General features: G+C 67.3%; 15 protein-coding genes. 4 read left to right on the top strand and 11 right to left on the bottom strand.

Features of this window, described 5'->3' with window-relative positions; all coding sequences use genetic code 11:
- Nucleotides 1-127: 127 nt before the first annotated feature.
- From MSG_RS12665 to MSG_RS12645, 5 genes are all read right to left on the bottom strand, one after another.
- On the bottom strand, nt 128-1,339 hold the full coding sequence (locus tag MSG_RS12665; RefSeq protein WP_096440058.1) for a PPE family protein: 1,212 nt from the start codon (nt 1,337-1,339) through the stop codon (nt 128-130).
- Nucleotides 1,340-1,497: 158 nt separating this feature from the next.
- Nucleotides 1,498-2,712, bottom strand: a complete 1,215-nt coding sequence (locus MSG_RS12660) for a PPE family protein (RefSeq protein WP_096440060.1) — start codon at nt 2,710-2,712, stop codon at nt 1,498-1,500.
- A 563-nt stretch (nt 2,713-3,275) separates the two neighbouring features.
- Nucleotides 3,276-4,487: a PPE family protein gene (locus tag MSG_RS12655; RefSeq protein ID WP_096440058.1), complete on the bottom strand. Its 1,212-nt coding sequence runs from the start codon at nt 4,485-4,487 to the stop codon at nt 3,276-3,278.
- Between the two features lie 158 nt (nt 4,488-4,645).
- Complete coding sequence (locus MSG_RS12650) at nt 4,646-5,887, bottom strand: PPE family protein (RefSeq protein ID WP_096440056.1); 1,242 nt, start codon at nt 5,885-5,887, stop codon at nt 4,646-4,648.
- A gap of 452 nt (nt 5,888-6,339) precedes the next feature.
- A complete protein-coding gene (locus tag MSG_RS12645) occupies nt 6,340-6,534 on the bottom strand; it encodes a ferredoxin (RefSeq protein ID WP_096440054.1) in 195 nt (64 codons plus the stop codon).
- Nucleotides 6,535-6,800: 266 nt separating this feature from the next.
- On the opposite strand from MSG_RS12645, the gene MSG_RS12640 reads away from it, so the two are divergent.
- Entirely contained in the window at nt 6,801-7,982 is a 1,182-nt protein-coding gene (locus tag MSG_RS12640; RefSeq protein ID WP_096440052.1) for a cytochrome P450, read from the top strand.
- 42 nt (nt 7,983-8,024) lie between these two features.
- Here the strand turns inward: MSG_RS12640 and eccCa are convergent, their stop codons facing one another.
- Both eccCa and eccB read right to left on the bottom strand, forming a co-directional pair.
- On the bottom strand, nt 8,025-12,191 hold the full coding sequence (eccCa, locus tag MSG_RS12635; protein WP_096440050.1) for a type VII secretion protein EccCa: 4,167 nt from the start codon (nt 12,189-12,191) through the stop codon (nt 8,025-8,027).
- Nucleotides 12,188-13,705, bottom strand: a complete 1,518-nt coding sequence (gene eccB, locus MSG_RS12630) for a type VII secretion protein EccB (RefSeq protein ID WP_096440048.1) — start codon at nt 13,703-13,705, stop codon at nt 12,188-12,190. The genes eccCa and eccB overlap by 4 nt, the downstream gene beginning before the upstream one ends.
- Nucleotides 13,706-14,047: 342 nt before the next feature.
- Here eccB and malQ point away from each other — a divergent pair, with 342 nt between their 5' ends.
- Both malQ and MSG_RS12620 read left to right on the top strand, forming a co-directional pair.
- The gene (gene malQ / locus MSG_RS12625) at nt 14,048-16,210 is read left to right on the top strand and encodes a 4-alpha-glucanotransferase (protein WP_096444436.1); all 2,163 of its coding nucleotides are present in this window, start codon (nt 14,048-14,050) and stop codon (nt 16,208-16,210) included.
- A 5-nt stretch (nt 16,211-16,215) separates the two neighbouring features.
- Entirely contained in the window at nt 16,216-16,686 is a 471-nt protein-coding gene (locus MSG_RS12620) for a nuclear transport factor 2 family protein (RefSeq protein WP_096440046.1), read from the top strand.
- Between the two features lie 400 nt (nt 16,687-17,086).
- Here MSG_RS12620 and MSG_RS12610 read toward each other — a convergent pair whose 3' ends face one another.
- Entirely contained in the window at nt 17,087-17,515 is a 429-nt protein-coding gene (locus MSG_RS12610; RefSeq protein ID WP_096440044.1) for a type II toxin-antitoxin system Rv0910 family toxin, read from the bottom strand.
- Between the two features lie 141 nt (nt 17,516-17,656).
- Nucleotides 17,657-18,214: a hypothetical protein gene (locus tag MSG_RS12605; RefSeq protein WP_096440042.1), complete on the bottom strand. Its 558-nt coding sequence runs from the start codon at nt 18,212-18,214 to the stop codon at nt 17,657-17,659.
- 219 nt (nt 18,215-18,433) lie between these two features.
- Between MSG_RS12605 and MSG_RS12600 the strand changes: the two genes are divergently transcribed.
- A complete protein-coding gene (locus MSG_RS12600) occupies nt 18,434-20,212 on the top strand; it encodes a DUF4407 domain-containing protein (protein WP_096440040.1) in 1,779 nt (592 codons plus the stop codon).
- Nucleotides 20,213-20,221: 9 nt separating this feature from the next.
- On the opposite strand, the gene MSG_RS12595 is transcribed toward MSG_RS12600, so the two are convergent.
- Nucleotides 20,222-21,031 (bottom strand): DAPG hydrolase family protein, encoded by an 810-nt coding sequence (locus MSG_RS12595; RefSeq protein ID WP_096440038.1) that lies wholly within the window; start codon nt 21,029-21,031, stop codon nt 20,222-20,224.
- The gene (locus MSG_RS12590) at nt 21,031-22,371 is read right to left on the bottom strand and encodes an FAD-binding oxidoreductase (RefSeq protein WP_096440036.1); all 1,341 of its coding nucleotides are present in this window, start codon (nt 22,369-22,371) and stop codon (nt 21,031-21,033) included. Before MSG_RS12590 ends, MSG_RS12595 begins: the two co-directional genes overlap by 1 nt.
- Nucleotides 22,372-22,420 lie beyond the last annotated feature (49 nt).

Raw genomic sequence — 22,420 nt, 5'->3', positions numbered from 1 at the left:
GGTCGGCAGGTTCCGAAAGCGACTCCGGGCGCCGAATTCGTGCATCTTGGGACCGGTGTTTGCGGAGTCGTCCGGGGTCGGGTCGGTCGGTGACCAGCAACCGTTGTGCATCCCCGTTCTCGGCTCGTTATCCGGCGAAGGGTGGGCGGGCCATGACGGTGGGGCGGAAGCCGTAGCGGGGACCGGCGCCGGCGGCGCCGCCGGTGCCCATGCCGGCCAGCGGCATCCCGCCGAGCAGGTTGCCGGCTCCTCCGGCGGCTTCGGGGGCGGCGCTGATGGTGTTGACCGCGATCGGGGTGGCGTGTGCGACGGCCCCGGGCAGCGCGCCGTTCCAGGCGGCGGGCACCGCCAGCTTGCCGATCGAGGCGGCATTGCCCAGCCCCGCGGCCACTGAGGGCGCGCCGGCGCCGCTGCCGAGCATGCCGCCCAGACCCGACAGGCCTTTCGGGGCGGCGGCGGCGGCACTGGCTGCCGGACCAACGATGGCCCCGGTGCTTTTGGCGATCTGCACACCGGAGTTACCCATACCGACCGAGAAGTACGGCAGACCCTCGGTGTTGTAGGCGAAACCGGCAAAGGGGCTCAGGCCGTTGACGAACGTCGCCAAGCTCGACGGCAAGATCGTCTGCCCGGTCAGCAGGAACCACAATTCTTGCAGGAGGTTGGTCGGCGTCGTCGCCGCTTGGGTGGTGGCGTTGGTGGTGGCATTCGTGGTTGCGTTGCTGACCGCGCTCACTGTCTGCTGCGACGTGCCAGAACCCAGCGTCGAGGCGTTGCTGACAGCCTGGCTTTGCTGGCCGGTGTCGTTAGCGACCTCCGGTGCGTTGCTGACTGCCTTGAGTTGGCTGGTCGCGTTGTTCGACTGGGTTTGGTAGTTGTTGAGCGCGCTGGTGTTCTGCGCCCAGTAGTCGTTGTACTGCGACTCGAGCTGGGAGATCACGTTGTTGTTCTGCCCCAACACATTGGTGGCCACCGCGTTGGCCAGCTGCACCCGGTTGGTGGCGATCAACGGCGGCGGCACCACCGACGCAAAGACCTGCTCATAGGCGCCCGCAGCCTCGCTGGCCTGGGTGCCGAACTGCTCGACCTGAGCGGCGGTGTTTTGAACCCACTCCACATACGGAGTAAACGCAGAGGCCATCTGCGTCGACGACGAGCCAAACCAGCCTTGGTCGACCAACTCGTTGATGACGTTTTGCACGCCCTGCGCATAGGACTGCAGCTCGGCAGACACCGCGTTCCAAGCCGAGGCCGCCGTCGTCAACGACGTCGACCCCGGACCGGAATAAATGAGCGCCGAAGTAACCTCGGGCGGCAACCCGGAAAAATCAGTCACAATGACCCCTTAGCCCGTCGCGGCCATGGCGGCCGCTTCCGTCAGCGAGTACGACATCTAATCTCCTCCTCAATAACCCTCGGGCACAGGGCCTTCGGGGTCCGTTAGTGGTGGCGCTCGTTTCTGGACGGTTGCTGTTCATTTGATAGACACGTTGGCTCTCATCCGGCCGACGGTGGGCGGGTCAGGACGCTTTGCTTGAAGCCGTACTTGTGGGTGAAGCCGGCCGCGCCGCGGCGTGCCCCGCCGGTCATCGGCATGCCCTGCAGAATGCCGTTCGACGGCGCTGTTTCGGCGGCCGCGGCGTAATTCACGGTGATGGCCTTGGTCAGCGGCTCGTCCACCAGCGCATCGACGGGCGTGCTGGCCCAGGTCGAGGGCACCGACAATGCGCCGATCTTGGTGGCCGACGCCAGATGCGCCGACGACGCCACCGCCCCGCCACCATGGGCGGCGCCAAGGAACAGACCAGCGAACTGCGGCGTCGGGAACCAGGCACCACTACCACCGGCGGTGGTACCCAAACCGAACGTCAACTGCTGCTGAATCGAGTAAACGTAGGCCGCTAGACCGAAGCCGAAGTATGCCTGCAGGAGCTGCCGCAGCGTGACGAACGTTGTCGGGCTTAGCCCCATCGGGTTGGTCGGGGTGGGGATGGTCAGCCAGCTCGACAAGTCGGTTGTCGCGGTCGCATTTGAGGTGGGGGTTCCCGCGCTCGACAACAGTTGAGGCACCGTGGTGTTCTGGGCGCTCGCTTGCACGGTCGACTGTGTCACGGTCTTCGCTACCTCACCTGCCGGGGTCTGTGCAGCGTTGGAAACCGCGTTGGCCTGGTTCTCCAGCCCGTTTTCGTTGGTGGCATTCTGCGTCGGTAGCCACGGCGGCACCGCGGTGGCTACCGACGCAGAGGCGGCGTAGGTATACATCGTCGCCGCATCTTGGGCCCACATCTCGGCGTATTCGGCCTCCGTGGCCGCGATCGCCGGGGTGTTCTGCCCGAAGAAGTTCGTCGCGATCAGGGTCAGGAGCCGCACCCGGTTCGCGGCGATCACCGGTGGCGGCACCGTCGTCGCGAAGGCGGTCTCGTACGCGGCCGCGGCGGCGCGGGCCATAATGGCGGTCTGCTCCGCCTGGTCGGAGATGGCGCTGAGCCAGGTCATATGGGGCGTGATCGCGGCGAGCATCGCCCGCGACGAGGGCCCCAGCCACGGCGCGCCGGTCAGCTCCGTGATCACCGAGCCATAGCCGGCGGCAGCCGTGTTCAATTCCGATGCCACGCCGTCCCAGGCTTCGGCCGCAGCCATGATCGGCCCGGAACCCGGACCGGCATAAATCCGCCCCGAGTTGACCTCTGGCGGCAGCGCTGCGTAATCCATCGTTCAGGTGACCCCCCAGTCGAACGGCATGCGACCCCTCGCAAGTTGTCTTTGCCCGGCGACGTCTTGCGCAATTGCTCGCTTGCGAGGCTAAGGGGACACTTTATTGCGCCGCCTCGACGCGACGGCGCCGACCGGCGCCCGCCCACGGTGCCGCGCGAGCCCATTCCGCACCGGCGCAACGGAGTCGCCAAGACCCCACCGCGTCGCCACGCACCGCCGCCACCTGCGGTAACGCGCGCGTTGCCCGCCCGCCGTCGACCGCCGATCGCGGCCGTCGTCGAATGCTTCGGTGAAGCATCGACGCGTCGCCTTCTGATAAAAATCCGATCGCGGATAAAGTCACCGATACGTCGCGGGCCGCCGCGCCGTTTTGCTATCCGACGACGGTCGGCAATCCCCGACGAGACGGGTGCGCGGAATCCGTGACGGCGTGCCGACGAAGAACCCGCTTACGGTGAAAGCATCAGTGCGTCAACGCTTTTCACGGGAATGCAATCAGCCCGGCCCGGGGATGGCGGTGGTCGCCACCATCGGTACGAACCGGGCTGTCGCGTAGGTGGTTATCCGGCGAAGGGTGGGCGGGCCATGACGGTGGGGCGGAAGCCGTAGCGGGGACCGGCGCCGGCGGCGCCGCCGGTGCCCATGCCGGCCAGCGGCATCCCGCCGAGCAGGTTGCCGGCTCCTCCGGCGGCTTCGGGGGCGGCGCTGATGGTGTTGACCGCGATCGGGGTGGCGTGTGCGACGGCCCCGGGCAGCGCGCCGTTCCAGGCGGCGGGCACCGCCAGCTTGCCGATCGAGGCGGCATTGCCCAGCCCCGCGGCCACTGAGGGCGCGCCGGCGCCGCTGCCGAGCATGCCGCCCAGACCCGACAGGCCTTTCGGGGCGGCGGCGGCGGCACTGGCTGCCGGACCAACGATGGCCCCGGTGCTTTTGGCGATCTGCACACCGGAGTTACCCATACCGACCGAGAAGTACGGCAGACCCTCGGTGTTGTAGGCGAAACCGGCAAAGGGGCTCAGGCCGTTGACGAACGTCGCCAAGCTCGACGGCAAGATCGTCTGCCCGGTCAGCAGGAACCACAATTCTTGCAGGAGGTTGGTCGGCGTCGTCGCCGCTTGGGTGGTGGCGTTGGTGGTGGCATTCGTGGTTGCGTTGCTGACCGCGCTCACTGTCTGCTGCGACGTGCCAGAACCCAGCGTCGAGGCGTTGCTGACAGCCTGGCTTTGCTGGCCGGTGTCGTTAGCGACCTCCGGTGCGTTGCTGACTGCCTTGAGTTGGCTGGTCGCGTTGTTCGACTGGGTTTGGTAGTTGTTGAGCGCGCTGGTGTTCTGCGCCCAGTAGTCGTTGTACTGCGACTCGAGCTGGGAGATCACGTTGTTGTTCTGCCCCAACACATTGGTGGCCACCGCGTTGGCCAGCTGCACCCGGTTGGTGGCGATCAACGGCGGCGGCACCACCGACGCAAAGACCTGCTCATAGGCGCCCGCAGCCTCGCTGGCCTGGGTGCCGAACTGCTCGACCTGAGCGGCGGTGTTTTGAACCCACTCCACATACGGAGTAAACGCAGAGGCCATCTGCGTCGACGACGAGCCAAACCAGCCTTGGTCGACCAACTCGTTGATGACGTTTTGCACGCCCTGCGCATAGGACTGCAGCTCGGCAGACACCGCGTTCCAAGCCGAGGCCGCCGTCGTCAACGACGTCGACCCCGGACCGGAATAAATGAGCGCCGAAGTAACCTCGGGCGGCAACCCGGAAAAATCAGTCACAATGACCCCTTAGCCCGTCGCGGCCATGGCGGCCGCTTCCGTCAGCGAGTACGACATCTAATCTCCTCCTCAATAACCCTCGGGCACAGGGCCTTCGGGGTCCGTTAGTGGTGGCGCTCGTTTCTGGACGGTTGCTGTTCATTTGATAGACACGTTGGCTCTCATCCGGCCGACGGTGGGCGGGTCAGGACGCTTTGCTTGAAGCCGTACTTGTGGGTGAAGCCGGCCGCGCCGCGGCGTGCCCCGCCGGTCATCGGCATGCCCTGCAGAATGCCGTTCGACGGCGCTGTTTCGGCGGCCGCGGCGTAATTCACGGTGATGGCCTTGGTCAGCGGCTCGTCCACCAGCGCATCGACGGGCGTGCTGGCCCAGGTCGAGGGCACCGACAATGCGCCGATCTTGGTGGCCGACGCCAGATGCGCCGACGACGCCACCGCCCCGCCACCATGGGCGGCGCCAAGGAACAGACCAGCGAACTGCGGCGTCGGGAACCAGGCACCACTACCACCGGCGGTGGTACCCAAACCGAACGTCAACTGCTGCTGAATCGAGTAAACGTAGGCCGCTAGACCGAAGCCGAAGTATGCCTGCAGGAGCTGCCGCAGCGTGCTGAACGTTGTCGGGCTTAGCCCCATCGGGTTGGTCGGGGTGGGGATGGTCAGCCAGCTCGACAAGTCGGTTGTCGCGGTCGCATTTGCCGTCACGTTCGCGGTCGCATTTGAGGTGGGGGTTCCCGCGCTCGACAACAGTTGAGGCACCGTGGTGTTCTGGGCGCTCGCTTGCACGGTCGACTGTGTCACGGTCTTCGCTACCTCACCCGCCGGGGTCTGTGCAGCGTTGGAAACCGCGTTGGCCTGGTTCTCCAGCCCGTTTTCGTTGGTGGCATTCTGCGTCGGTAGCCACGGCGGCACCGCGGTGGCTACCGACGCAGAGGCGGCGTAGGTATACATCGTCGCCGCATCTTGGGCCCACATCTCGGCGTATTCGGCCTCCGTGGCCGCGATCGCCGGGGTGTTCTGCCCGAAGAAGTTCGTCGCGATCAGGGTCAGGAGCCGCACCCGGTTCGCGGCGATCACCGGTGGCGGCACCGTCGTCGCGAAGGCGGTCTCGTACGCGGCCGCGGCGGCGCGGGCCATAATGGCGGTCTGCTCCGCCTGGTCGGAGATGGCGCTGAGCCAGGTCATATGGGGCGTGATCGCGGCGAGCATCGCCCGCGACGAGGGCCCCAGCCACGGCGCGCCGGTCAGCTCCGTGATCGTGGAATTGTAGCCGCTGGCGGCCAAACCCAACTCGGCCGCAACCTCGTCCCACGCGGCGGCCGCGGCCATCAGGGGCCCCGAGCCAGGACCGGCATACATAAGACCGGAATTGATTTCGGGCGGTAGCGCCGCGAAGTTCAACACCGCGTCCCTCCTCCGTCGGCCGTGCCCGCAGTGGGATCATCGGCCGTCATCTAAGAGCTTTGTGATCTTGCTACGACGCCGTAGTCAAGGCTTGTTAACCGATCGCTAGCTGTGTCCCGCTGACTCGCAGGCGGTGGCGCCGGGCTGGTGGCTAGCAAACTTTGCTAGCTGGCTAGCTGGTGCAGCCACCAGTGATTCATGTTGTCCGGTAGGCAACATCACGCTCACTCCGCCTCGTCACCCCCCAGTGTCAGCAACCGAGCGACAGCTCGCATTGGGGCTGAACTGCCGCTCGCGAATGAGATTAGTGGTTCATAACGATCGGGCCGACAGCCGAAGCCAACTATTCATGCCAGGCCAGTTACTGTTCACTCCCGGTCAGCTCCCGTTCATCTACAGCGACCAATCGTTCACCCGCAGTTCGCTTTTCAGTTGGGTGCAGCGACCTCAAGTCAGTCTTCTTCGATGATGAGCGCCATCTCCGGGCAGGAGGCCACGGCGTCGCGAGTCACTTCCTCGTCGCCGGGCTCCACCTTGCGATCCTCGAGAACCGAATAGCCCGACTCGTCGATGGGGAACAGATCTGGGTCGACGGCATAGCACTGGGCGTGGCCCACACACTTGGACTTTTCGAGACGAACCCTCACCAGGTCTCCTCCTCCGGCGGCCCGGCAAAGCCCGTCAGATCGGACTCGATGACCGGTAACTAGCCGAATTCTAGAAGACCGCCGGGCGCTCACGATCGGCAGCGCGAGGTCGTGTCCCCCGCCATCCGAATGGCAGCCTCGGCACAGGCCGTGGGATATTGGTGTGCCACCACAACCCGGTGGCGACGACGTTTCACGCACGGCGGGCTGGGCCGGGCTGGGACTCCGAAGCGAAACAGACTGATAGACAAGCGGAGACAGCGGGCATGAGCACTCTTGGCCAAGGCGAAGGCCAGCCAGGCACGTTCCACCTACCGCGGCTCGATTACTACTCGCTACCGATGACCGCCGACCGTGGCGTGGGGTGGAAGATGCTGCGCGACGCCGGGCCGGTGGTATTCATGAACGGCTTCTATTACATAACTCGCCGCGAGGATGTGCTTGCGGCCCTGCGCAATCCGAAGGTCTTCTCGTCGCGGTTGGCGCTTCAGCCGCCCGGCTATCCGCTGCCGGTGGTACCGCTGGCGTTCGATCCGCCAGAACACACCCGTTACCGCAAGATCCTGCAGCCGTACTTCAGCCCGCACGCGCTGAGTAAGTCGCGGCCGGTGATCGAGCGCCACGCCGCCGAGATGATCGCCGCCCTGGCCGGGCGTGGCCACTGCGAGGCGATGGCCGACTTCGCGAATCTCTACCCTTTTCAGGTGTTCCTGGACCTTTACGGGCTGCCGCTAGAGGATCGAGACCTCCTGATCGGCTGGAAGGACGCCCTGATCGCGGACAAGCCAGTGCTGAGCCAGGAAGACCTCGAAAAGGGTCATCTGCTGCTGGACTACCTCACCGAGGTCATCCGGAAGCGCCGGCAAATGCCGGGCTCCGACATGCTGTCGAAAGTGATGACCGGCGACGGCGGCTTCACCGATCTCGAGCTGCTGGGCATGAGCCATCTGCTGATTCTGGCCGGCTTGGACACGGTCACCGCGGCGATTGGGTTCGCGCTGTACGAACTGGCGCGCAGACCCGAGCTGCGCGCGGCGCTTCGCGACAACCCCAGGCAGACCCGGGTTTTCATCGAGGAGATCGTCCGGCTGGAACCGTCGGCACCGGTTGCGCCGCGAGTGACCACCGAGTTCGTCGAGATCGGCGGCATGACGCTGCCGCCCGGCACGCACGTGCGTTTGTGCACGGCCCTGATCAACCGTGACGGCACCGACTCGGTGTCCACCGATGACCTGGTGATGGACGGAAAGGTGCACCGGCACTGGGGATTCGGCGGCGGCCCCCATCGATGCCTCGGCTCCCACCTGGCGCGGATCGAACTGACCGTCATCGTCGCCGAATGGCTCAAGCAGATACCCGACTTCGAGGTGCCGGAGGATTACGCCCCGGAGATTCGGTTCCCGTCGAAGACCTTCGCGCTCAAGGAACTACCACTGAGCTGGGGCTGATCGCGGGCACTCCGCGTCAACCCCGGCCCGGCGTTATCGGTCCTACTTGCGCAACTCGGTCGCGGCCACCTGGACGAACACGCCCGTGTCCTCGGCCATGAGCAGGCCTCGACCTCGAGGCAGCGGGCCGCCCTTCATCTTGCCGCGGATGAAGCCCTCGTCCGGATCGGCGTCCATCACCAGCAGAGGCGCATTCGCCTGGTGCAGGGCCCGCAGGATCGGATCGCTGCCCGCCGACGACCAGCCACCGAACGAACGGGTGACGATGACGTGCAGGCCGACATCGGCCGCCCGGGTCACCCAGGGCGCGGCCTGGTGCAACGGGGAATCGAATCCCGCGGGTAGCTGCTGGATGTCGTCGACGACCAGGAAGATCTCCGGGCCGCTCCACCATGACCGCGACAACAGCTCCTCCGCGGACAGGCCGGGTGGTGGTTCGCGGCTGGCGAGCAGTGCGGCCAACTGGCCCATGATCGCCTGGACGCCGTCGAGGTTGTAGGCGAACTTCTCGACGTAGTCCGACCCCAGCGCCGTCAGCAGCTGCCGCCGCGGGTCGACCAGCCAGACCTGAGCGGAGGGCTTGCCTGCGGGCGGTGTCGGCGCGGTGCTCGAACCGGGCGCATACAGCCGGCCGATCTCGGCCATGATGGTGGCCAAGGTCGTGGTCTTGCCACATTCGCGTCGACCGGTCACCATCAGGTGCGCGTTCTCGGCGAAATTCAAATAGACCGGTGCGAGGTCCAATTCCGATATGGCCCAAGCGATTCCGCCGACGCCCACGCCTTGGCGGGTGTCGCGGGCCGCCAGTTCGCGGACCTGCTCTACGCCGAACTTCGCCGGCAGACGGCGCACCGGGGGCGCCTGACCGCTGGTGAGCCGGCTGACCGCCGCGACGACGCTGTCGGACTCGAAGATGTTGTCGGCCGTGCTGGCCAAGGCCGGGCGAGCCACCAGTGTGTGCAAGCCCGCCTGCGGGTCGCTGTCGAGTCGGACGTAGTTGACCGCGACCATGCCGCGACCGGGCTTGACCGGAACCTCCTTGGCGAACCGCGAGCGAACCAGCTTCGCGTCTTCGACCGCCGCCAGGCGCAACTCGATCCGGGAACCGAAACCGCTGCGCACCGGCGGACGAAGCTCCGATTCGCGGTCCGCGGTGACGATCACGTGCACACCGAACGAGGGACCCTGGTTGATGATCAGGTTCACCTGCTCGATCAACACCTCGTTTTCCTCGGCCAGCGCGCGGTAGTTGTCGATCACCAGGTAGACGTCGCCGAACCCGTCGTTGGGCACTGGGCCGGGTTCACCACCGAACTTGCGGCGCCGGAAGACCTCCATCGAGGCGATGCCGTACTCGAGGAAGCTCCGCTTACGGTCGCGGACCAGGGCCAGCAATTCGGCCACCGTGCGGCGCACCCCGTACGGGTCCGTCGGGCCGGCGACCTCGCCCACGTGCGGCAGGCGGGCGACCGTGGTCAGCGCCGTGCCGCTGTAGGCGATGCAGTAGAACTGCACCTGCTCGGGCGTGTGGGTCAACGCCGCCGAACAGATCAGCGTCTGCAGAGCGGTCGTCTTGCCCGAACCACCGGCGCCCAGGATCAGCACGTTGGCGCCGGGTCCGGTGGTGTCCACCGTCCACGGCGGTTGGTCGTGCTTGAACGGGCGATCGATGATCCCGATCGGGAACACCAGGTCCCTGGCGTGGCCGTAGTCCTCCTGCCACGGGTGGCCCAGGAACCGGTCGACTAGCTCGTCGATAGCGACGGGCTGGGTCAGCGGCGGCTGCCACAGCCGGTAGGGCTCGAAATCGATCCTGCGCAGCTGATCGATGATCACCGTGCCGACCTTGGGCGTCCGGACACCCTCGTCGTCGTCCTCGGTCTCGGACTCCTCGGCCTCGAGCAACTCGCCGTTGCCGAGCAGCGCCTCCGGCTCGACCTCGGGCCCCCCGACGCTCACCTCGAGCGGGGTGAACGAGTTCGTAAACAGTTGCGGGCGAATGTAATCGATGCTGTGCACCAGCACCGGTGCCTCTTCGCCGTCGATGGTGATGCCGCGGTAGTAGTCCCGCCACAGGAACTCGGCCTGGAAGCGGATGATGTCCTCGAGGCTCTTTCGGAAGTAACCCAGACCGGCCTGGGCGGGCAGGTTCACGGCGTTGGGAACACCGGCGGCCTGCGCCGCTCCCGCGGTACGCGCCTTCAGCACCAGGCGATAACCCATGTTCTCCATGAGCTTCTCGGCGCGGCTCTCGATGGTCTGCGAGGCCATCATCAGGTGGATCCAGTACGCACGGCCCTGGCGGCCGATCGAGTCGAGGACGTCGACGGCCGTCGGCATGATGCGGAACCACTCGTAGAACTCGTCGATGACGACAACGAGCATCGGCAGTGGCGGCATGTCCTGTCCGCGCGCCCGCATCCTGGCCCGCACCGAGTTGTATTCCTTGGCGTCGTCGACGCCGGCGTTGTCGCACACCGCCTTGCGGCGGGCGATTTCGCCCCACAGCGCGTCCAGGAAACGCTCCATGAGCGCCTGGTCCTCTTCGAGGTCGGTGATGATCCGCGACACGTGCGGCACCCCGGCGAACGGCTTGACCGCCGACCCACCCTTAAGGTCGGCCAGGACGAACTGCAGCTCCTCGGGCGGGTGGCCGAGCATCAGCGACTCGATCACGGTGCGCACCAGCGTCGACTTACCCGAACCGGTGGTTCCCGACATGACGCCGTGCGGCCCGTCGCCGCCCTCGTCGAGCGACTTCATGTCCAAGAACAGCAGCTCGCCGTTGTCGGACCGGTTGCCGAACGGTACCCGCAGCCGCGACCGGCCCATCGAGTCGGTGCGATTACCCCACAGCGAGTCGAAGTCGATGCGGGAGGGGTCGTCGATGCCGTAGTAGGAGAGGATGTCCCGGGCACCGATGTGGGTGACTCGCTGGCCGATCTCCTCGTAGGCCTCGGCGAGCCGCCAGCGGGCCAACTTCTGCCCGAATTCCTCGGCCTCGGGACGGCTCACCTGGTCGGTGAGCGCGAAGAACCACGGCTTGTCGTCGATCACCATCCAGGTGTCGCGGTCGCGAGGCAGGGTCTCGATCACGCCCTTGTCGTCGAAGCGCAGTGTCCGCTCCGGGACGGAAGTCCACATCCGGGAACCGGTCAGGTCGAAGAACGTCACACCGTCGACGCCCTCGGAGCTGATGACGTATTCCCATTGGGGGTCGACCACGTCGGCGATGATCACGTGGTGCGGCGTCGGCGTCTGGGCCGACGAACTGGCATGCCGGGGCGTGAACGATCCACGGCCCGCGAACAATTCGGACTGCTCGGCGGCGAATTCGCGCACCGAGCTGTACACCATCCGGGCGTTGCCCGCGGCGTCGTGGCGCCGGGGATCGCCGAAGTGCGGAATCCACTTCACCCATTCCCACTCGTCCAGATTCGAACTGACGACGACCATCTGCACGTGGTCGGGGCCGTGGGAGAAGGCCAGTTGAGTGATGATCGCCCGCATCAGGCCCAGCACCTGGTCACGCTCGCCGATCAGCGCGTACCAGGGCTCGACCAGCAAGGAGATCATCTTGGGCAGGTTGTAGACGACGCTCTGGTAGCGACCGAATTCCTGCAGGGCCTTACCGGTGACGGGCTCCAGCTCGATGTCGGTCGGCATGTTCTGCGGCTCACCCCAGGTCACCTCGGGACGCGTCATGCCGACGCCGACCCGGACGACACCGAAGTTGAGGTCTTTGCCGTCGGGTTTGCGCTCCCACATCCGCGACGACCCCACCGCGGCGGACAGCGTGTCGGGCGCAGGGTGGTACCAGCGGTAGTTGGCGTCCATGCTGTCGGCCGACTCGTGAGCGGTCTCGCGCAGCATGTCGAGCATCAACATGAACTGCGCGCGCATCGAGTCGAGCTTCGGGCGGCTCATCTGCTGTTGGCCACCGAACCGGCCCCCGAACATCATCATCGCGACGCCGCCGATCATGAAGATCGGGAAAATCGCGCCGGCACCGCCGAATACATGCGAACCGCTGGCGAACGTCATGCCGACCATGCCGATCAGCAGGCCGACGACCAGGACCCCGACCACGACCATCCACCACGGCTTGCCCTCCGGTGGTGGAATGCTCAGCGGCGTTGGTAGGACGATGTTTTCGGGCTTGATGACCGGCGGCTTCTCCGCTGTCGGCCGGGCGAATCCACGTTTCACTTGGGTACCACCAACTCTGCAGGGGACATGTCCATCGGTAGGGTGTCGTGCTCCACCAGCGCGTCCGCGCGCGACAGCGTCGGGCCTTGCGGGAGCAGGCGCAGCGCCACCCACGGCGCCAGGCTCGCGTCGGTCTTCAAGCCCAGCGCCTCACGCACGTCGCGGGTGTCGTCCACGCCGAAGCGGGCACCCGCATCCGTGAGCCACCATAGCGATTCGGTCGTTTTGGCGCCCGGATCGTTTCCGGTCACGGCCACGAAGTTGGCGAAGTTGGGCCCGAAGTAGACCTGGTCGGCTTCCCGGCCGGTCGTGTCGGCCTTGACCAGCGACACCACTTTGCCCATGTTGTTCTGAGCGACGGGGATCGTCGGGCCGGACACGATCTCGACGCGGGCGCGGTTCTCGCCGGAGGTCTTCTCCCACCACCAGCAGGTTGCCGGGTTGTCCCGCATGTCCATCACGTTCAACGGGTTGTCCGGGTACGACGACAGGTCCAGCTTGTTGACCACCGGCATTTTGGCCAGCGCGGAGGGTTCCACGGTCACCGGCCGGGAGTTGTTCGGGCCGCCGGCGTTCTGCATGATCTGGGCGACCAGCGGCGGCAGCGTCTGCACCCCGTCCGCCAACACCAGCGAATACTGTTGCGGCCCACTGATTTGCGGGGTCACGATGATCGTGCCGATGGGTCCCGGGGCACCGGGGAACGTCGCCGGCGCACCCGCGTTGGGCGCCTCGGGCACCGTCAGCTCCGGCCCGACCGGCAGCGCGTCGAACAGCGCGCGGCTCATCGGCTTTGCCAGGCTGACTTGTTCAGGGGTCAATCCCAGTGGGAGCAGCACCGACCGGTTCGCGGCGTCGATGCGCGACCGGCGCCCCTGCCGGATCACCCAGGTGTCACCGGAGTAGCTCAGCACCACCGCGTCCGACCCGTTCAGCACCCGACGGCGGCTGCCGAGGTCCGGGGTGCCGTCGATCACCGTCACCGTCACGCCGGACGGTGACCCGGTCCCGGTCGAGGCGACGGAGTCGCACACCAGCCACGACGACGAGGCCGGGGTCGCGGGCTTGAAATTCGAGGGTGCGCCCGGAATCCCCACCATCGGCCCACGGGGCAGGCTGGCGATCTGGGCGGACCGGACCAGGTGCGGGTTGTCCGGCCGGCCGGTGATCAGCCGCGCGGACGCCAGGTTCAGGGCGGGGTACAGCTTGTCGCCGACCCGTACGTACAGCGCGCCGGAGTCGCGGTCGGCGATGATCGGCGACTCGTTGATCTGGCCCGACGGGCTGATGAACGAGTACAGCAGCGCGCCCAGGCAGATGACCACGGCGGCGGAAACCGACGCCACGATGGCCAGCGTTTGACGCCGGCCGGGCTCGACCTCCATGCGGACCCGCCAGCGGGTCAACGCCATCGACGTTCGCCGGGCAAGGAATTGATAGCCCGTCACCTGGGTGCGCGTAGACAGCCCGAGGCCGTAACCCGTACCGCGCTGCCCGCGACTTTCTTCCGCCACTTAATCCACCGTCCGGTCCGTTAAAACGCCTGGATACAGCCCAGTGCGCAGATCACATCGCTAACCGTAAGGCACCCGCAATGACCTCGCCACGCGGTGCTTTGAATCCGGTCATGCTGGAGTCATCGGTGTAGCACCCGGCATATCCAGTGGCGGCCATCACTGAACAGTCACTTTTCGTACGCCCCACCACATCCCCCGGCCAGAATCCTCGCATTCCTATGAGAATGGTAGCGGCGCGACGCGTGCTCGTCCTGCCGAACGCTTGCCGCTTGCGGGATGCTCCCCTGCGTGTCCCGGCCCGCTCGGCGCCGGCGGGGCGCTGGCAGCAAGATGGGCGGCATGACTGAGCTCGCCCCGTCGCTGGTCGAACTTGCCAACCGGTTCGGCATCGCCACCCGGTATGAGGACTGGACCGGGCGGCAGGTGCCGGTCGCCGCGTCCACGCTGGTCGCCGTGCTCGCCGCGCTGGGCGTCGCGGCCGGCACCGAGCAGGAGCGCAACGTCGCGCTCACCGCGCGACTGCGGTCGTACTGGGCGCGCCGGCTGCCGGCGACCATCGTCGGGCGCACCGGCGAGCAGATCCGGTTCTGGGTTCATGTGACGCACGGCGACCCTGCCGAGGTGTGGTTGCAACTGGAAGATGGAACGGTGCGCGGCGGTGTGCATCAGGTCGACAACTTCACCCCGCCATTCGACCTGAACGGCCGCTGGATCGGTGAGGCCACCTTTGTCGTCCCGGGCGATCTGCCATTGGGCTACCACCGCGTGCATCTGCGGTCCGGCGGGTCGGAGATCAGTACCGCGCTGATCATCACCCCGGACTGGCTGGGGCTGCCCGAACAGCTCGGCGCGCGGCGGGCGTGGGGCCTGGCCGCCCAGCTCTACAGCGTGCGCTCCCGCGAATCCTGGGGCATCGGCGATTTGACCGATCTGACTGACCTGGCGGTGTGGTCGGCATCCCGGCACGGTGCCGATTACCTGGCGGTCAATCCTCTGCACGCGGCTGGGTCTTCCGGGCCGACCGGTCGCCTGGAGCCGTCGCCGTACCTGCCGACATCGCGGCGTTTCTTCAACCCGATTTATCTCCGTGTCGAGGCGATCCCCGAATTCGCCGGCCTGGTCAAACGGGGCCGGTTGCGACGGTTGCGGTCGGAGGTGCAGCATCGGGCCGGCAAGCTCCACGCTATCGACCGCGACAGCGCATGGGCCGCGAAGCGGGAGGCGCTCGAGCTGCTGCACCAGGTGCCCCGATCGGCGGGGCGGGAACTGGCTTACACCGCTTTCCTGGACCGGGAGGGCTCCGCCCTCGAGGACTTCGCGACGTGGTGCGCGCTGGCCGAGGAGTACGGCGGCGACTGGCGCCGCTGGCCGAAGTCCCTGCAACATCCGGGGGCCCCCGGCGTCGCGAAGTTCGTCAAGAAACACCCGAAAACAGTGGACTTCCATCGGTGGATGCAGTGGCAGCTCGACGAACAACTCGCCGCGGCGCAGTCGCAGGCCATACGGGCTGGCATGTCGTTGGGCATCATGCACGACCTGGCCGTCGGGGTGCATCCCACCGGGGCCGACGCGTGGGCCCTGCAGGATGTGCTGGCATTGGGTGTGACCGCGGGCGCGCCACCGGACGAGTTCAATCAGCTCGGCCAGGACTGGTCACAGCCGCCGTGGCGTCCCGATCGGCTGGAGGAAGAGGAGTACCGCCCGTTCCGGGCGCTGATCCGGGCGGTGCTGCGCCATGCCGGCGGTGTGCGCATCGACCACATCATCGGGTTGTTCCGGCTGTGGTGGATTCCCGAGGGTGCGCCGCCGACCCAGGGCACCTATGTGCGTTACGACCACGAGGCGTTGATCGGGATCGTCGCGCTGGAGGCCCACCGCGCGGGCGCGCTGGTGGTGGGCGAGGACTTGGGCACCGTCGAGCCGTGGGTGCGCGACTACCTCTTATTACGTGGCCTGTTGGGCACCTCGATCCTGTGGTTCGAGCTGGACCGCGACGACCCGAGTGCCGGCGGAGCTCCGCTCCGTGCGGAGCGCTGGCGCGAGTACTGCCTGTCGTCGGTCACCACGCACGATCTGCCGCCCACGGCCGGCTACATTGCCGGCGATCACGTGCGGCTGCGCGAGGAGCTGGGATTGCTGACCCGCCCGGTCGCCGAGGAACTTCGGTCCGACCGGGCCGAGCTGGCGGCCTGGATGGCCGAGCTGCGGCGGGTCGGACTGCTGTCCGACGGTACGGACGATCCCGAACAGGTTGTCCTCGCCCTGTACCGATACCTGGGTCGGACGCCGTCGCGGCTGCTGGGGGTGGCGTTGGTCGACGCGGTCGGCGATCGTCGCACCCAGAATCAGCCCGGCACCACCGACGAATATCCCAACTGGCGGGTTCCGCTGACGGGGCCCGACGGCCGGCCGGTCATGCTGGAGGACGTGTTCACCGATCGTCGTGCCGCGACCCTCGCCGAGGCGGTACGTGCCGCGCTGGCGCCGCCGAGCAAAAGCTGAAGTCGATGACGCTGACGGCGAATGACCGGGCCGCGCTGCGCGATCTGGTGCACCGGTACGCCGCCGGCGTCGACGATCGCCAATTCGATTGCGTGGTTGCGCTTTTCACCGGCGATGCCACCTTAGAGCTGCCCGATCCCCCGGCCGCGCTGGAGCCGATCCAGGTCCACCGGGGCGGACCGGCCATCGCCGAGGCCGTCGCCGCGGTCGCGGCCGTACCGCGCACCGAACACGCGATTGTCGGCGAGGTGTACGACGACGGCGCCGTGGCCGGCACCGCGCGGGGACGCATCGCGTGCATCGCTCATCACTGGACCCAGCGCGCGGACGAGGTGGTCGACGTGGCGTGGCATCTGTGCTACGACGACGCGTACGAGCTGACCGCGGCCGGCTGGCGAATCAGTCGGCGGGCGCTGACCATCAATGCCATCGAGACCCGCCCGGTCCGCCGATTGCGGCCTCACGACCGGTTCTGATCGCTTGCGCCGAAGTCCTTTCCTAGAACGGTGTTTCGGGTAGCTGATGAAAATGGGGAATGCGGGCCGGTTGGCCGGGTCGAGAGCGATGGCGGAGGGCAAGCTCATGCGGCACGAGTCGCGCGACGATGTCGATCGTGACCGGACTACCCGAACCGATGCCGACCGAACGCTGGAATCACGCTGGACGCCGCGGCTTGCCGTCGGCCGCACGGGTGCCCTGACGTTGGTGGTCTGCGTAGCCAATTTCGCATTCGGAGAAGTCGGCATCGGTATTCCGCCATCGTCGCCCTGTTGGCATTCGGCGCGGGCCTGGACTGGATCGGCATGGACCGCAGGCGGATTCGCCAGGCCGAACGGGAATGGTTCGCCAGCCACCCGGCGCGCTGACTCGGGGACGTTATTGCAGCGCAGCGAGGTTGTTGACCGAGTTGCGCACATCGGAGCGCAGCACCCTGGCGACCACCGTCCCGACGGGACCGCTGAGCACGCCGCCCTTGAGATCGGCGGTCAGATGAAACGTCGACCCGGGTTGCTCGTCGGCGACTTTCATCGACACGGTGATCCGGATGCCGCCGCGGCCGCGGCCTTGCAGCTCAATGGATTTCGGCTCGTCGTAGCGCGTCACGGTCCAGTGCACGAGGTTGCGGAAACCCTTGACCCGCACGCACGAGCAGACCTCGGAACCTTCCTCGATGGTGGACGGAACGGGGCCGCGCCATCCGCCGAAGATCGTCATCCATTCGTCGAAGCGGCTCAGGTCGGAGGCCAACTTCCAGGCGGCCTCGGGAGGCATTTTCGATGACGTCGCAACATTCACTTGTGCCAAGGCCGGGCTCTCCTCGTGAGACGGTGACGATCTCGCCGGCAGTGCGGCCGGGAACGCATGCGGCGCGGCGCCGCAGCCCCATGCCGGGAGTACATACCCGGCCACCGGGTACCGATAAACGCGCCGGGACCCCGCCGGCCGCTATGGCCAGGCCTCGTTCAGCCGCTCGGCGACATCGATGACCTGCGCCGCTTGCGCATGGGGCGCGTCGATTTCGTCGGCGACGTACTGGGCGACGAATCGCCTGATCTCACCGTCGACCCCGGCCAGAATCCGGAGCACCTCGCCGCGGAAAGACTTCGATGACACGTTGACGGTGATATCCGACGGGCGTGGCTTGGCGACGTCGACGATCAGCAGCAGCGGCTCGGCCGCCCGCGCGGTGGCACGCAACGAGATGTCCCCCGACACGACGAACCGCTGTTTGTCGAGACGCAAGTCGAGCAGCAAGTCGATGGACAGGGGAATGTGGATGACGAATGTGATGCTGTCACCCAGCCGCCGCGTCACTCGCGGGTCGTGGATCTTGACGTTCGCGCTGACCTTGGCAATTCCGCCCGGGCCCTGGGCGATCGGCTCCATGGCGAACTCGTTGCCGGCGATGTCGGCGAATGCCGCGGCGACCCGTTCCGGGGTCACGGCGATCTCGAAGAATCTGCGGCCGAAGTCCTCGTAGGTGACATACTCGTGGTTTTGCATAGGCTTATACCGTCTCACGTCACCTGCCCGAAACACCGTTGATCTGCCCGCGTCGCGGGAATTTCACGTTCGGATACGCGCTGGTAGGCCACTTGCACGTGAGCAATTCACGACAATGTCGTCTGGCCCGTTGTGAACCCCACCACAGGCCCGCACGCCGATTCGGTGTGTCGGTCGGTGGCCTGGGAGGCTTGGTGAGGTAGAGGTGTTGGGGGTCTGATGAGCGCCCACGATGTGACAGAGCCGCGCCGGTCCGGCGTCGGTGGAATTCTCGCTTGGCTCGGCGGCGGCCACTGGGGCGAACTCGGTGAGCGGCACGAGCGGTCCAGCCACGCCGTTGCCGGCGCCGTGGTGCTGCTGGGTGCCGTCCTGGCGTGGCTTGTCGCCGCCGCGGCGGTGAGCGAGGCGACGCGCTGGTCCCCCTTTGCCGTCGTCCCGGCGACGCTGGTACTGGGGCTGCTGGTGGGGGCCGTGATACGCGGCATCATCGGCGGGTCGGACCGCGGATGGGCGGGCACCGCCGGGCGCGCGGCCGTCGCGGTGGCGGTCGGCGTGATCGTCGGCGAGCTCGCCGCACTCGTCGTGTTTTCCGGGGCGATCGATCGCCGCCTCGACGAACGCGCCCTGCGCGCCGCCGACGCGACGCCCGCGGTCGCCCAGGCGTCGGGGGCGCTGCAGCAGGCACGGGACGCCCGCAGCGGCCTGGACGCCGCCGTCGAGCAGGCTCGGGCGAACCAGGACAAGGCGCTCATCGTCGCGCGCTGTGAGTACAACCCGACCCCGGCTTGCCCGCAAACCCGCATCACCGGCGTCCCTGGCGCAGGACCCGAAACACACACGGCCAACGACCTTCTCAGCGATGCCCAGCGCGAGTTGGCCAATGCGCTGGCCGCGCGCGACCGGCAGGCACCCGAGCTGGACGCAACGGTCGCCCACCGGGAGCAGGCGGTCAGCGACGCGCGCCGCAGCGCGCTCGCGACGACCGGGGCGGGCCTCGGCGCCCGTTGGGTCGCGATGAACGACGTCACGCTGGCCAGCGGCGGGGCACTGACGCTACGGCTACTGACCATCGCCGCTAGCGTGCTGGTCTACCTGCTGCCGTTGATCCTGCGCCGGTGGCGCGGCGAGACCACCCACGATCGCCGTGCCACGGATCGTGCGCAGCGCGAACGGGCCCAACTCGATGCCGACACCGCGATCGCGATCAAACGGGCCGAAGTTCGCCGCGAGGCCGAAATGCTCTGGGCCGAGCACCAACTCACCCAGGCCCGCCTGGCCATCGAGGCGCAGACCGAAATCGACCGGGAACAGCAACGCCGCCGGGTCACCGCGGCCCTTGAAGCCCCGGCGCAGGCGACGTCGCAGCGCGCGTTCGCCCGCGCGGCCGACGAGGTCTACTTGCCGATCGCCGCCGAGGCCGAGGCGGCGAGCCGGGCCATCACGCAATTGCCTTCCGCCGCACTGGACGCCGACGCGGCGGCCCCGGAGATCACGCCCAACTTGCCCGCGCCAGCCGCGCCGCGCGGGGAGGTCGAACCGCACGCGCAGCCGGCCGCGCCGCTGATCCCGTCGATTCAGGACGCGACCAAGGCGGCGGCCCGCTGGATCCGGCCACTGGTGCCGCCGTTCGTCGCACGGGTGATCGACACCACCACGCAGCCGCTGCGGGCCGCGCGTCAGGTCTTCGAAGAGGTTGAGGAGATTACGTTTTCGCTCAGGCGGACCCACCGGGTCACGATCGACGCCGAAAGCTCGGAGGCCGCCGAGCCGAGTCCGCGCCGGTCCGCTCCGGTTGACCACCCTGCCTCGGACGACGGCTATGTGCGGGCCCACCACCGGGTGAGCAGCAGCCGCGGACGCCGCCCGTCGTTGCCATCGACCGGCGCCGACGAGCTCTCGCTGGCGGACGGCGGCGGCTCGCGAGAGCTGACGCAACGGGACGGGCCCCGCGAAATTCACGCACCCGAAGGCCCGCGGCAGCTACCGCCCGGGAAATAGTCGCGGCTTCTACTCGTCGCCGAAGGCCGCATGGAGCTCGGGCAGGAAGCCGGCCAGGTGGTTCATCTCCTGCGCGCAGTGCACCAGCAGATTGCGGGCTCCGGATTCCGCGTTGCCGAGTATCCGTGCTGCGATGGGGCGCACCGCCCGCGACGCCACGCCCGGCGCCTTGCGCACCGAGATGTAGGGTCCGCCCATCCAGAACCGCGACCGCATCTCGGACCCGTCCCGGGTCGACCGGACGTGGTGGACAAACCAGCCGACGTCCACCGGGGCGTCGGCGGCGCCCAGCCGGGCGCAGATGGCCACTGCGCCATCGCTGTCGGGCGGACAGTTCATCTCGGCCGGATCCACGAATTGGATTGCGCCGTTGAGCTTTGACGAACCGATGTACTCGCTGATCAACGACCAGCGGCCGATGTAGCGCTGGGCGCCGGTACGGCCCGCGTCGTCACCGTCCTTCCAGGCCGCCGACAGGTGCGCGCGCGGATGCCACAGTTTGTACCGGCGGGTGTCGCAGCCGTGCCAGCCGAACCACCACGACCACATCGCGGGGGTGACGCCGGGCATATCGGTGCGCACCGCGACGTGGTAGCCGCCGTCGTCAAGCACTCCGTAGCCGTTCTCGGTCTGCTGATAGCCCTCGTCGGCGATGCTCCCGGCCTCCTCGAATGCCAGCAGTGCCATGCCGCCCTGCGGGCCGTGGTGCAGCGCCTCGACGACATGTCCTGGCAGCGGGGCCAGTTCGGGCTTGAAGAACCTGCCGAACGGTGTGCTCGCGTCGTCGCCGCGATAGCCGAGATAAAGATCGTCGGCCATCAGAGTCGCCCCATCCAGCTGTTGAACAACCCGTCGGGATCGTAGTCTGCTCGTATCTTGTCGAGGCGAACCATCGCCGCATCGCTGGCGAACTGCGCCGGGCGTTGGCCGAGGTTCTCGTCGGCCAGCTGAATCCCGCTCGCTAGGTGGGACATCGCGGCCATGTTGGACTGCGCCCAGTCGCTGTACTTCGCTTCGTCGGCTGGATCCTTCCAGGAGCCGTAGAGCGCCAGGTAGATGTCGTCCTCGATGCTGTACGCCATGTCCTGGCGGGGCGGGACCGGCCCCCAGTTCAGCCAGAGAAAGTGGGCCGGGTGGGGTGGCATGGTGTCGAGGATGTTCCGGATGCCCGGAAGCAGGTCCTCGGCCGGCGCCGACGTCCACATGTTGTCCACGGCGTAGTAGTGGTCGGACAGGTAGTGGGTCATCGCGACGTCGTACCACGTCGGCAAATCCGTTGGCATGTAGGGAACTTTGACGAGCGCCTTGTCGGCGACCGGACAGGTGCCGAAGATGGCCAGCGCCTGTTCCGCTTCCTCTTCGGAGTCGGCGAAGGCGGGTGACGCGAACGAGATGACGGGGTCCGTGATGGCCATGGTGGGTTCGCCCCGCGAGGCGACGGCCTGCAACTCGACCCGGGGATCCACTTCGGCACCGATGCTGCGGGCCCAGGTGTAGACCTCGTCGGCCAGTTCGAACGGATACAGGTAGGCGCTGGTGCCACACACGGCCGGGCGTGGGTACAGCTTGAGGTGATACGACGTGACGACGCCGAAAAAGCCGGGGCCGGCGCCGCGGGCAGCCCAGTACAGGTCGGGGTGATTGTTTTCGTCGCAATGGATTTGTTCGCCCTCGGCGGTGACGACGTCGACCCCGATGACGCTCTCGCAGGCCGGCCCGTAGATCCGGCTGTTCCAGCCGTAGCCGCCCTGCAGCAGGTAGCCGCCGAGGCAAACGCCCTTGCAGTGGCCACCGGGAAAGAACAGGCCCCGCTCTTGCAGGTCGGCCATGAGCAGACTGCCGCCCTTGCCCGGGCCGACAACGGCAAGGCTCTTCTCGGTGTCGATCGTGGCGTGATCGAGGCGGCTGACGTCGAGTAGCACGGACCCGTCGCGCAGATGGCTGGCCGCGAAGCTATGCCCACCCGAGACGATGCTGACACGGTGGCCGTTGGCCCTGGCATAGCGGAGGCCCGCGATGATGTCGTCGGCGTCGACGGCCTGCACGATCACCTCGGGGTAGCGCTGGGGCACCCGTGCATGCCAAACGGTCGCGCTTCTGGCGGCTTCGTAGCCGTCGTCACCGCGGAAATAGTGTCGCCCTGCCGGTAGCGCACTCATCGGGAACTCCTAGGATCCATATTGCGGTTCTTTACAGTCCGTAATGCGG

Source organism: Mycobacterium shigaense, from assembly GCF_002356315.1.
In the GTDB taxonomy this organism is placed as follows: Bacteria; Actinomycetota; Actinomycetes; order Mycobacteriales; family Mycobacteriaceae; genus Mycobacterium; species Mycobacterium shigaense.
The sequence above is the reverse complement of the archived record's forward strand: the minus strand, read 5'-3'. Positions and strand labels throughout refer to the sequence as shown.